The following is a 10,745-nucleotide window of genomic DNA, read 5'->3' on the forward strand; positions in this document are numbered from 1 at the left end:
CGGTGGGGTTGGGGGCGGCCCCGGCATCGACCGCGGCCGCCCCTTTATGTGATGTGCTCAGACCCCAGCGATCACTCGCCCGGACCCTTGCACGCCAGCAGCTGGTCCTTTGTGAACGAGGTCAGCCCGTCGAGTTCAGTTGTTGTGATGAACGTCGGGTCCTGGCCGGGGATATAGAGATTGGCGATCTCTTCGGCGTTCTCGTCAGGGGTGAACACCTCGGGAGTGAGCTTGACATCGCGCTCGACGTCTTCGCCGCCTGCGACCCGCAGCGCCACGTTGAGGGCAGCGCCGCCGATGATGGCGGGGTTCGTCACGATTACACCCTGCGCGCCTTCGGTGAGCTGCTTGACGAACTCGTTCGATTCCTGCCCACCTACGGGCACAGCGTCGGCGCCGGCGGTCTTGAGAGCGTTGACGACCGTGTACTCCACGCCGGAGGTCCAGACCGCGTCGTACTGCTTGGCGCTGAACTCCTGCACCGCGATCTCACCGCCCTTGGTGTAGTCCCACCCGGTCCAGACTTCCTTGAGCTTGATGCCGGGGTAGTCCTCGAGCGCAGCCTTCACGCCCGTGTCACGGTCGATGTCAGCCTGAACACCCTGGATGCCACGCATGTACAGCACGTCGCCCTCGCCGCCGATCATCTCAGCCAGCTTGCGCATCTCGAGCTCGCCCCACGCCACCTGGTCATTCGTAACGACGTGCGCTTCCGGCGCGGTGACAGCGGAGTCGACAGCCACAACCGTGATGCCCTGGGCGTTGGCCTCGGCGATGATCGAGTTCAGCTTCTCAGGGTCCGACGGGTTGACGATAAGGACGTCGACACCCTGCGAGACGAGGTTCTGCAGATCCTGGATCTGCTCGGTCGGGCCACCGTTCTTGCTGATGGTGATCACCTTGGAGACCTGGCCACTGGCAAGAGCCTCCGCCTTAATCGAGCAGATCATCTCTTCCCGCCAGCCGTTGCCGGCCAGCGTGTTGCTGATACCTACGACGAGCTGCGAGTCTTCCCCGTCGCCGGCAGAGGCGGCGGTTCCTCCACCGCTGCTGCACCCCGCCGCTGCGAGGGAAGTGAGGACGAGCCCTCCAATGAGGACGCCCAGTGCACGAGACTTCTTCATCTTCGTACTTCCTTGTACTTATGGTCCCCGCCGTGCGAGGAACCGTTCGGGTTGTCCGACGTGGTGTCGGGGGTGGGCAGCGGCACGGCCGCCTATCGCCCGGTACTACTGCTGTGAGCTGTTCAGGCTGGCCTTGGGGAACTGCACCCCAACGGCGCCTTTGGTCTTTTCGCTCAGGTAGGTGCAGTACACCCGCACCTGAACGCCCCCGTTCCCGTTGAAATGCGTCACCGCATCCTTGGGGTCGACTCCGTAGTCCTCCACGAGCCAGTCGAGCAGCCAGAGGTGCGCCTGTCGGACCGCGTCCTCCCAGGGCCGCTGCGAGGCGAGCTGGATGAGATGGGTCGGGGTTTCGATCCGGACGAACGGGGGCTGCTTACCCTTAATCACCGAGCACGCCAGGGTGACATCGGCCTCGGTCTCATCCGCAGAGCCAGCGAACTCCGTCGCCTGACTGGCCTGCACGTCGCCGACGTACAGCAGCGCGCCCTCGTGAGCGACCGGGTAGAAGATCCGGTGCCCCTTCTTAATGTCGACGACGTCGAGGTTCCCGCCGAAACGGCTCTGCATGGTGAACGTGTCGAACCCCTGCTCGGGACGCCTGGGGGCGAGCCCCAGTGCGCCGATGTGGGGCTCGAGGGGCCAGCTCGTGCCGTTGGTGAGATGGGCGGTGCCGTCCGAGGTGGTACCGCTCGGTCCCGGGCGGTGCTCGACCAGTTCGGTGTAAGGCTCTGCGAGGCCGGCGTACTTGCTGCCGACGAGCGCGCCAACGCCGCCCTGGGTGGCGACGAAGCCGACCGGACCGGGGACGATGTCGAGGATGTCGACGACAAGTGTGTCGCCGGGCTCGGCGCCCTCCACAAAGACGGGGCCGGCGGACGGGTTGGAGAAGCCGTCAGTAAAGATGTGCCCCAGGGTCTCCTCATTCAGGAGATCGGTCGTCTTCCGGATGCGTCCGTTGAGCGCGTCACGCGTCTCCATCACGAAGGGCTCGCCCTGCGCTACGCGCAGTTGCGGCTCTTTCACTGCGTATTCGTAGGAGGTCGCGTCTTCACGCGAGATCCGCTTCACATCACTCACAATGTGCTCCAATCTGCTGGAAGTGATTAGTTGAGGTTCTGCTGCGGCCTGGTCGAGCCGCTGCATCGCACGGCCTATCGGCCGCTGGGGAGAATGATCTTCCAGTAAGAGTCCTTGTGCGAGATGAAGCCCCTGTCGTCGAGGGCCATGAGGTCGCATCCCTGGACTTCGATGCGATCGCCCTCGACAGAGTTGCCGGTGATCACCCAGCGGGAGACTCCGAACTTGCCCATCGCGAAGTGTTCTTCCTCGCCGTAGTGCATGTCGGGCAGCCAGCCGAATCGGTAGGTGAGGATTTCGCGCACGGCGTCGTGTCCCTCGTAGCGATTGCCCCAATGGTTCTCGCCACGGGGCGTCTCGAGCACGCAGTCATCCGCGAAGTACTCCATGATGCGGTCGATGTCGTGGCGGTTGAAGGCGTCCAGGAACTCGCGAAGGTCGGAGTCCGTCCACTCGCCGGAGCTGATCGGGCTACGGCGCTCGGTGGGCGCTGCGTGGGCGGGTGTCTGAGTAGTCATGCCATCATCATATGACCAGATGACTACCACGTCTAGCCTTATCTCAGGTAGGCGACCGGCCACGAAAGGGCGACCCATGACGCGTTCCAGCCACCCGCGCACGAGCGGTGTGGACGACTTCACCGGCCGCGGCGACCTCTCCGAAATGCTCGAGTTTGCTGAGCGGCTCGCACGGGAGGTCGGGAGGCAGGCGCGTCGTGCAGCCCTGGATCCGGCGGACGCCACGATGAAAGCTCACGCGGCAGATTGGGTGACTCCGATCGACGTCGAGAGCGAAGCTCGCATCCGTCACGCGATCACGTCTCGGTACCCGTACCATGCCATCATCGGGGAGGAGCTGTCCCCGCACGGCGATGCCGACGCGTCTCCCCTCGTCTGGCACATCGATCCGATAGATGGGACGACCAACTTCGTGTTCGGGCTCGGGAACGTCTCCGTCAGCATCGGCGCGGTCGACGACGTCGGGCCCGCGATCGGTGCGGTGCACGACATCTACCGCGATGAGACAGTGTCGGCAGCGCGCGGCCTCGGAGTGCGAGTCAATGGTGAGTTGGCCCGCATCCCGACTCACACAGCGACGCTCGCGGGCCAAGTGCTGCTCACGGAGTGGTCCGGCGGTTATCACCGGTGGGCCGGATTCGATCAGTTCCTCGACTGGACCACGAGCAGTCAGGTAACCGTCCGGATCATCGGGTCATGTGCGCTCGCTCTCGCACATGCCGGGCTCGGCCGGGCCGCCGCGACGATCCTGCCCGCTCGCCACAACAGCTGGGATCTGGCGGCGGGAATCGTCATCGCGAGTGAGGGCAGGTATCGGCTGATGGGTGTTGACGGTGACACGCGAGGGCTGCCATCCACAGGGCTGCTAGTGGCGGCACCCGCCGTCGCGGATGAGATGTGGGCGGCATGGCGTCGGAGCGTTGCGGACAGCGCCGGGCGATGAACAGGGCTGGCCGCTCCCTTGCCCGACCAGCTCTGTGCGCCCGCCGCGTCGTTAGTCGATGGAGTTCACCCATTCCGTGCCGCCGTCGGTGAACGTTTGCTCCTTCCAGATCGGAACGTTCGCTTTGATGCCGTCCACCAGCGCGATGCAAGCGCGGAACGCATCACCGCGATGGGCGGACCACACCACGCAGGCCAGCGCGCAGTCCCCCACTGTCAGCGCCCCCACCCGGTGCGCCACGGAGAGCGAGACCTCCGGGTGGTCTGCGGCGATCTGCAGTGCCACCGACTGCAGCACCGTCTCGGCGGTCGGATGCGCGGAGTACTGCAGCCCGGTGACCGACCGGCCGTTATCGTGATCGCGCACCACGCCGTCGAACGACACGCATGCGCCGGCTGTCGGTGCGCTCACATCCGCGCTCAGCAGGCTTGACGAGATCGGCTCGTCGCTGAGGAAGGCACCTCGAACCCGAGTTGCGGGGTTTGCTGGGGTGAGTGGGACCTGCGCCATGAGTTGTTCCTCCGAACTCGACCAATGGGGGCTGCCTGCGGCGCCGCGTGTGACCGGGGTGCCGCCAGCGGTGTCAGATGTCGATCCGCAATGCTTCGACGAGCTCTCCTGCGGAGACTCGCACTGTGTCGGCGAAGTACAGCCGGCGTGCCGGGTTCGGCGTGAGCGATAGCGCTTGTGCGCACCGCGAAACCATCCATTTGGCTGTTGCCGAATGGCGGGAGAGCAGAGCGTGCGATGAAGTCAGCGGCAAGACAGCGGCCACGGTAGATGTCCGGGTCATCGATGGGGAGACGTTCGTTCCCGCGGGGGATGGACGCGACGAGAGCATCGACGGCGGCACGATGCTCGGCGACGGGCCGTCCCGAGAATGCGTCGGCCGATGGGAGGTGCGGAGGGTTCATCCGCCGATTGCGCTCATCGTGCGCTGCGGTTGGACGAAGCTTTCACGTGTGAATCCGGCGCGATCTGTGCCGTGCGCGCGTGGCTTTCGCCACATCGCGTCCCGCCATGCGTGGCTGACCTCGGAATCGGTGGCTCCGTCGCGGATCAGGGAAAGCAGATCCGTCTCCTCATGCGAGAACAAGCAGGAACGCACGCGGCCTTCTGCCGTGACACGAGTACGGGTGCAGGCTGCGCAGAACGGCTCCGTCACCGAGGAGATCAGGCCGACTCTGCCGAGGGAACGGCCGGTCCCGGGGCGGTCGAATACATCGAACAGTTCTGCCGGTGCGCCACCCCGGCTCTCCGACACCGGGTGCAGAGTGTAGAACCGGCTGAGGCTTTCGCGCAGATCCGCCGAGCCGACCACTCGGTCCTGTCGCCAGGCCCGGTCGCCGTCCAGCGGCATGTGTTCGATGAATCGGAGTTCGTACCCGCTTTCGAGCGCCCATTCCAGCAGCTGCGGTGCTTCATGGTCGTTTACACCGTGCAGGAGCACGGCGTTAATCTTGACCGGCGCGAAGCCCGCGGCATCTGCGGCGCGCAGCCCGGCCAGCACCTGATCGAGGAACGGCCGACGCGTTAGTTCCTGGAAGGTGTGAGGATTCAAGCTGTCCAGTGAGACGTTCAGCCGCGTCATGCCCGCTTCGAGAAGTGACCGGGCACGGCGGTCCAGGCCCACAGCGTTAGTCGTCATGGAGATCGGCAAGGTCGGACAGTCGGCACGCACCTGAGCCACGATCTCCTCGAGGTCTCTGCGGACCAGCGGCTCTCCGCCCGTGAGCCGAAGCTCTTTCACGCCCAGCTGGTGGTGACCGATCCGCACCAAGCGCGCGATCTCGTCGGCGGTCATCAGCATCGCCTTCGGAAGCCACGGGAGACCATCGGCCGGCATGCAATAGGTGCAACGGAGATTGCACTTGTCGATCACAGACACACGCAGGTCCGTCGCGACCCGTTGAAACCGGTCGATAAGACTCACGGTCCTCTGAGGATGAGGTGAAGTCATCGCCTGAGCCTTTCAGTACCGCGCGAGGGTGGTATCGACCTCGCGCGCCCAGGCGTCAATGCCGCCCCGCAGGACCCGCACATCGTCTCGCCCGCCCGCACGCAAGACCGTGTAGGCGCTTCTTGCGCGGCCGTCGAAGTGGCAGTGCACGACCAGTGGTCCGGGTGGAATCGTCCCGATGGCGTCGTCAAGGTCGGAGATAGGGCGGAGGATCGACCCGTCGATCTGTGCGATCTCGCGTTCAACTTCCTCTCGGACATCCACAATGGTCAGACTGGACGCGCTGGCAAGCTCGGCTGCCAACTCGGCAGGTTCGACCCAGCGGACCTCGTCGGAGAGTGGACGCACCAAGGATGCCGATGCTGGCGTTCGTGTCTTAATGGACGACTGCAGTGGAATTTGAGTCACCGTGCCGTCGTCCATGTCGAAGGCGAGAAGGCGCCCCAGCATCGGTGCACCAAAGCCGACGATCAGTTTGATGGCGTCCGCTGCCATCCAGGAAGCGACGATGCCGCACAGTGGTCCAAGCACACCGACGCTTGCGCAGTTGAGCTCTGTCGCAGGAGGCTCGTCGGGATACAGGTCCCTTAAGGTCACCCCGCCGGTCGGCGCCGCCGCCCAGAAGGTGGAGGCCTGCCCAACCGCTCCGAGGACCGCTCCCCAGATGCAGGGTACGCCGACGCGTGAGGTCGCATCAGCGATGAGGTAGCGGGCCTCGTAGTTGTCGGTGCAGTCGATGACCAGGTCGACCTCGGCTACGAGTCGATCTACGTTCGCGTAGGTCAACCGTTCATCGCGAACCGTGGCCCTCACGAGGGGATTCGCAGCTCCTACGCATTCAGCCGCCGACACCGCTTTCGACATGCCGATGTTCGACTGGCTGTGCACGGTCTGCCTGTGCAGGTTCGACTCCACGACCGCGTCGTCGTCGACGATGACTATCTCGCCCACGCCAGCGCGCGCGAGGTAGTCGATGACCGGCGAGCCCAGGCCTCCTGCGCCAATCACGAGGACGCGGGCGCAGATGAGCCGGAGTTGCCCGTCGACTGCGAACTCGGGCATCGCGATTTGCCTCGCGTACCTGCGACGTTCGGCGGGCGTGAGATCGCGCTCCACCGGTCGCCGCAGTGGGATGCGAGTCGTCTCGCCTTCATGGGTGAGGGGAGTGACATCGTGGTCAAGGCCGACGTCGGTCATGTCGTCACCCTCCCGCAAAAGGCGGCAGCACGTCGATGCTGTCACCAGGGTGGATGTGGACCTGGGCGGTGGCATGGCTCCCGTTGACGAGGAACGCGCTGCGCAGGAAGACCGGATCGTCTCCGAACCCGTTTCGTCTGATCAGCAGCTCAATGGTGTCGCCGGGATGCACATCCCACCTCGCGATGGATACGCCCGCGCTCGCTTTTGCGGCCGCGAAGAAGCGAAGGTCGACCGCAACTGAACCGTGCGATGCGGTCGGATCCGCGACCTCCTCGGTCGATCTCGTCATCGGCGAGGCCTCCCGTCGGGGACTGGTGTTGTCACAGGTCCAGGGTGAGGGTAGGCGTGCGGGATCGTGACACGCACACGTACATGTACTCGCCCTCCGCCTGCTCCTGTTCGCTGAGGATGGAGTCTCGGTGGTCCGGAATACCATCGATGACGACCGTCTCGCAGGATCCGCAGGTGCCTTCGCCGCAGGAATTGGGAACGCGCACGCCAGCCGCCAGCAGCGCCGCGAGCGTCGACTGGTCCGGCTGCACCGGTACTCGCTCGCCAGTGGAGTTCACGATGACTTCGAACGGGATCTCGTGCTCGGGCAGTTCGATTGTCCGCGGGGTGAACCGCTCGACGGTCAGGGTCACGTCCGATATGGCCGTACTCGCTGCGGAGAGACCATCAAGCAGCGGTTCTGGCCCGCAAGAGAAGATATGCGATCCGGCGTTGTCGGTGACGACTTGCGCGGCGTTCGGCCGGCCACTCACGGAACTCTCGATGATAGTGACGCGGTCGCCGTACGATTCGAGAGTGTCCATGAACGGCATGTGTTCCCGGTCGCGGCCGATATAGATCAGGTTCCAATCGGCGCCGTATCGGTTCGCCGCCTCCACCATGGGCAGGATCGGTGTAATCCCGATGCCGCCGGCTATGAAACATGGGCGCGCGGTCGGCCGGAACTCGAAGTGATTGGAGAGCCGATTCACCAGAACCTCAGCACCGACGGCGAGCTGCTCGTGCACATAGCGGGAGCCGCCACGACTGTCCTCAGCGAGTCGGACCGCAATTGTCCAGCGTCCTCTGTCCCGCGGAGACCCGCAGAGCGAGTACTCGCGGACGATACCGGTGTCTCCGGCTCGGACGGCGATGTGTGCGCCGGCAGTCCAGGAGGGCAGCGGGCGGTCATCGAACGGCTCGAGCGTCACGATCGCAACGTTGCCCGCCTCCACCTTGTGCTCTGCGACGCGGAGCCGCACCAGAGGCTCAGCGTCCGCCACGCTTGACAAGTCGGCCGACTGTGAATTGACCATGGAAGTGTCTCCTATAGGGTTCAGTTGCTCAGGCGCTGGCTTGGGTGGGCTCACGGTCGGTGACGGTGGCGACAGCCCCGACCGAGACAGTCCCCACTTCGGTGACCTCGGCGTAGACGCCGAAGCAGGCCCAGTCGCCCATCGGCTCAACCCGTTTGGTGTTGTGCTTCACGAGTGTCCGTAGCGTCCCGCGGTCAACGGGAAGTTCTCCATGGGAGAGCGTCGTCATGATGCATCGGACGGCGTTCATCATGACTACCGACGACACGGATCCCACCGTGAGGGTCTTGTCGAACCACTCGGCCTCGACGAAGCCGTCTCCGGTGGTGTCGATCACGAAGTTGGGCCGGTACCGTCGCGGGTCGAAGTTCCCGGCAGGGTTGAGCTCCTGTGCGTGCGCGATTGATGAAGTCGTCAGAATATGCAGATGCCCGAGATCATACGATCGGCCCGGCGGGGCCTCGAGGTCGAAGTCAATCTGCAGTTCCCCACGCTCATTGACCTTCCCCTTCTCGGAGAAGGAGGTGTCACCGAGCATGTCCAGCCAGATCATCTCGGATGTCGTCGACTCAACCTCGTCCATGCGCTTGAGGCTGACCTCGACTCCGATCGAAGCTGACAGCTTGTCGTCGATGAGCGGATCGGTGCTCAGCACGATGGTGCCGTCGGGGAAGGTGAACCGTAGGGGCGGCAGCGGTTCGCCTCTGACCGGCTCTTCGATGTACTCAGCACGGTATTTCAGCAGGTGCCCCCACTTGCGCGGGTTCTTTGCGTTTCCGAGCTTGCCGGTTTCCACGTCGACGAGGGCCCAGACGTGGTCCCCGACCACCCCTGTCTCATCGACCTGGACACTGGTCAGCTCTTCGCCGAGCATGGACTTCACCGGGTACCGGAAGATCCGCTGGACGGTGCCCACGCTTGTCGATGGGGTCGCGGATGATGCGTTGGCCGACGTCATTTCGATTCCCTCAGCTCGGAGAGGAGACGTCCGTTACCCTGACGCAGAAAGTACCTGGATCGGCGAGATCGAGGAAGGTCTACGTGAGACGTCGGGCGTTCTCCACGTTTGCGGGGCGCCGATGAGGTAGCCCCGACTGCTTTCGCAGTCCTTCCCTCGATGCGGATGGCCGCTCGAGAGGTACGGTGTGACTTTATCATCGCCCGCGCCGCCTACAGTTGGGGATCCGACTCGGTGGGCTGGATCCGTTCGCAGTAGACGGTGACCAGGGTGCTCTCGTCGGCGAGCTGTCGCCACTGGGCCATCATCTCGGCCAGATCGTCGGATCGGAGCGTGTCCTGCCAGGCTTCCCAGCTTTCGACGACGATGTCCTCGATGACGTTGAAGGGCGCGCTGTCAGCGTCTCCGCCTTTCACCACGTACACCTCGAAGGACAGGCAGGATTCTGCTTGCAGGCAGATCGGCTGGTCCACTGTCCGAGACCATTCCTCGTACTGGGCAACGTCTGTCTCTGCACGCAGACGATATGTCGCAAACACCTGGGTGGGCATGGTGGGCTCCTTTCATCGCGATCGGCACGTGAGCAGATCGGGTCGGTTTGATTGTGATGTGAGGTGCGCTGCGCCCTCTTGCCGTGACGCAAGGGGCGCAGCGCAGTCAGACGTTCTCAGGCTCGAGCGGCCGCGAGCCAGCGGACGAGCTGATCCCAGAACTTGACGTAGCCGTGCCATTCGACGAAGTTGCCGGCCCAGTGCGGTGTGCAGTCAGAGGTGAATGCAGCGCTTCGACCTCGTCCGTACTCGCCGGTGACAAGCAGCGGGTCGTTGTCGAAGGTCAGCACAGTGAGGGCGTCCGCCTTGGCTTGGACCCGGTTGTAGCCGAGGAACCATGGCCACTCCGACGACAAGCCGTCGATGATCGGCGACTCGGCAGTGACGTGGGGGGTGACTCCGGCTGGCGCTTCGTTGCGGTCGTCGTACCCGAGCATGGTGACAGGCAGTACGTCGGCAACGGGAGTGCCGTAGTAGCGCGCCTTGCCCTCACGGCCGGAGAAGGACATCCAGCCACCAATCATCGCGAAACCGGCTCCTTCGCTGACGTGGTCGCGGAGGAGTCCAAGGAAGTCTCCGGTGCGCTGCGCCCGTACCAGTGTGTCCGGGTGCAGCAGCAGGTTGTCGGCTCCCACGTCGCTGAAGAGGATGACGTCGTACTGCGAGATGGCTTCAACAGTCCTCGGCACTTCGGCGAGAGCGACATCGTTTCCGAGGTGGACGACCTCATGCCCTGCCGAGGTCAGCGCGTCGATGAGGGGGGCAGCCTCGTTGACCGAGGATCCGGTGCCGTATGTGGTGATGCCTTTGATGTGCGTCTCCGCGATCACCCAGGTTTCACCGACCAAGAGAATCTTCATTTTCTGCTTTCTTAGTGTGAGGGCGGCCGCGCTCGTGCGGCGCCCGTGCTTGTGCATGGCTGTGTCGTCTAGATGTGTGTGTGTGGGTGTGGTCGAGCCTCCTGGTCACTTCTGCTCGGCTGCTCGCTCTGGAGCGCCGGCAGCTGATCATGGGGGTTAGGTGGTGCGTTGGCCGGAGATGCGGACGTAGACCCAGGCGAGGGTGAGGACGATGATGCCGAAGATGATTTGGCGCATGGCTTCG

Annotated in this window: 13 protein-coding genes; 1 reads left to right on the top strand and 12 read right to left on the bottom strand. The window is 64.3% G+C overall.

What is annotated here, in order from left to right:
• Positions 1 to 71: 71 nt before the first annotated feature.
• The 3 genes from ASF40_RS04025 to ASF40_RS04035 all read right to left on the bottom strand — a co-directional run bounded on the left by ASF40_RS04025 (position 72) and on the right by ASF40_RS04035 (position 2,722).
• Positions 72 to 1,124 (bottom strand): substrate-binding domain-containing protein, encoded by a 1,053-nt coding sequence (locus ASF40_RS04025; protein ID WP_056366946.1) that lies wholly within the window; start codon positions 1,122 to 1,124, stop codon positions 72 to 74.
• Between the two features lie 105 nt (positions 1,125 to 1,229).
• Complete coding sequence (locus ASF40_RS04030; protein ID WP_056366948.1) at positions 1,230 to 2,204, bottom strand: acetamidase/formamidase family protein; 975 nt, start codon at positions 2,202 to 2,204, stop codon at positions 1,230 to 1,232.
• 74 nt (positions 2,205 to 2,278) lie between these two features.
• The gene (locus ASF40_RS04035; RefSeq protein ID WP_082496861.1) at positions 2,279 to 2,722 is read right to left on the bottom strand and encodes a nuclear transport factor 2 family protein; all 444 of its coding nucleotides are present in this window, start codon (positions 2,720 to 2,722) and stop codon (positions 2,279 to 2,281) included.
• Between the two features lie 109 nt (positions 2,723 to 2,831).
• Here ASF40_RS04035 and ASF40_RS04040 point away from each other — a divergent pair, with 109 nt between their 5' ends.
• Positions 2,832 to 3,665, top strand: a complete 834-nt coding sequence (locus ASF40_RS04040) for an inositol monophosphatase family protein (RefSeq protein WP_056366952.1) — start codon at positions 2,832 to 2,834, stop codon at positions 3,663 to 3,665.
• 51 nt (positions 3,666 to 3,716) lie between these two features.
• On the opposite strand, the gene ASF40_RS04045 is transcribed toward ASF40_RS04040, so the two are convergent.
• From ASF40_RS04045 to ASF40_RS04080, 9 genes are all read right to left on the bottom strand, one after another.
• Positions 3,717 to 4,175 (bottom strand): molybdenum cofactor biosynthesis protein MoaE, encoded by a 459-nt coding sequence (locus tag ASF40_RS04045; protein ID WP_056366953.1) that lies wholly within the window; start codon positions 4,173 to 4,175, stop codon positions 3,717 to 3,719.
• Positions 4,085 to 4,579 (bottom strand): hypothetical protein, encoded by a 495-nt coding sequence (locus ASF40_RS20790; RefSeq protein WP_082496863.1) that lies wholly within the window; start codon positions 4,577 to 4,579, stop codon positions 4,085 to 4,087. Before ASF40_RS20790 ends, ASF40_RS04045 begins: the two co-directional genes overlap by 91 nt.
• Positions 4,576 to 5,625, bottom strand: coding sequence for a GTP 3',8-cyclase MoaA (gene moaA, locus ASF40_RS04050; protein WP_056366955.1), 1,050 nt, complete (start codon positions 5,623 to 5,625; stop codon positions 4,576 to 4,578). Before moaA ends, ASF40_RS20790 begins: the two co-directional genes overlap by 4 nt.
• A 12-nt stretch (positions 5,626 to 5,637) precedes the next feature.
• Positions 5,638 to 6,822, bottom strand: coding sequence for a HesA/MoeB/ThiF family protein (locus tag ASF40_RS04055; protein WP_162239843.1), 1,185 nt, complete (start codon positions 6,820 to 6,822; stop codon positions 5,638 to 5,640).
• Between the two features lie 4 nt (positions 6,823 to 6,826).
• Complete coding sequence (locus ASF40_RS21035; RefSeq protein WP_056366959.1) at positions 6,827 to 7,114, bottom strand: MoaD/ThiS family protein; 288 nt, start codon at positions 7,112 to 7,114, stop codon at positions 6,827 to 6,829.
• Positions 7,115 to 7,145: 31 nt separating this feature from the next.
• Positions 7,146 to 8,132: a PDR/VanB family oxidoreductase gene (locus tag ASF40_RS04065; RefSeq protein WP_056366961.1), complete on the bottom strand. Its 987-nt coding sequence runs from the start codon at positions 8,130 to 8,132 to the stop codon at positions 7,146 to 7,148.
• A 28-nt stretch (positions 8,133 to 8,160) separates the two neighbouring features.
• Complete coding sequence (locus ASF40_RS04070) at positions 8,161 to 9,090, bottom strand: MOSC domain-containing protein (protein WP_056366962.1); 930 nt, start codon at positions 9,088 to 9,090, stop codon at positions 8,161 to 8,163.
• Positions 9,091 to 9,302: 212 nt separating this feature from the next.
• Positions 9,303 to 9,641, bottom strand: coding sequence for a hypothetical protein (locus tag ASF40_RS04075; protein ID WP_056366964.1), 339 nt, complete (start codon positions 9,639 to 9,641; stop codon positions 9,303 to 9,305).
• A gap of 116 nt (positions 9,642 to 9,757) precedes the next feature.
• Positions 9,758 to 10,558, bottom strand: a complete 801-nt coding sequence (locus tag ASF40_RS04080; RefSeq protein ID WP_082496865.1) for a glutamine amidotransferase — start codon at positions 10,556 to 10,558, stop codon at positions 9,758 to 9,760.
• Positions 10,559 to 10,745 lie beyond the last annotated feature (187 nt).

Source organism: Microbacterium sp. Leaf288 (genome assembly GCF_001422925.1).
Lineage (GTDB): Bacteria > Actinomycetota > Actinomycetes > Actinomycetales > Microbacteriaceae > Microbacterium.

What these genes read in the sequence shown, in the direction of transcription:
- ASF40_RS04025 (WP_056366946.1), bottom strand. Translation starts at nt 1,124, where the DNA reads ATGAAGAAGTCTCGTGCACTGGGCGTCCTCATTGGAGGGCTCGTCCTC.
- ASF40_RS04035 (WP_082496861.1), bottom strand. Translation starts at nt 2,722, where the DNA reads ATGACTACTCAGACACCCGCCCACGCAGCGCCCACCGAGCGCCGTAGC.
- ASF40_RS04045 (WP_056366953.1), bottom strand. Translation starts at nt 4,175, where the DNA reads ATGGCGCAGGTCCCACTCACCCCAGCAAACCCCGCAACTCGGGTTCGA.
- ASF40_RS20790 (WP_082496863.1), bottom strand. Translation starts at nt 4,579, where the DNA reads ATGAACCCTCCGCACCTCCCATCGGCCGACGCATTCTCGGGACGGCCC.
- moaA (WP_056366955.1), bottom strand. Translation starts at nt 5,625, where the DNA reads ATGACTTCACCTCATCCTCAGAGGACCGTGAGTCTTATCGACCGGTTT.
- ASF40_RS04055 (WP_162239843.1), bottom strand. Translation starts at nt 6,822, where the DNA reads ATGACCGACGTCGGCCTTGACCACGATGTCACTCCCCTCACCCATGAA.
- ASF40_RS21035 (WP_056366959.1), bottom strand. Translation starts at nt 7,114, where the DNA reads ATGACGAGATCGACCGAGGAGGTCGCGGATCCGACCGCATCGCACGGT.
- ASF40_RS04065 (WP_056366961.1), bottom strand. Translation starts at nt 8,132, where the DNA reads ATGGTCAATTCACAGTCGGCCGACTTGTCAAGCGTGGCGGACGCTGAG.
- ASF40_RS04070 (WP_056366962.1), bottom strand. Translation starts at nt 9,090, where the DNA reads ATGACGTCGGCCAACGCATCATCCGCGACCCCATCGACAAGCGTGGGC.
- ASF40_RS04075 (WP_056366964.1), bottom strand. Translation starts at nt 9,641, where the DNA reads ATGCCCACCCAGGTGTTTGCGACATATCGTCTGCGTGCAGAGACAGAC.
- ASF40_RS04080 (WP_082496865.1), bottom strand. Translation starts at nt 10,558, where the DNA reads ATGCACAAGCACGGGCGCCGCACGAGCGCGGCCGCCCTCACACTAAGA.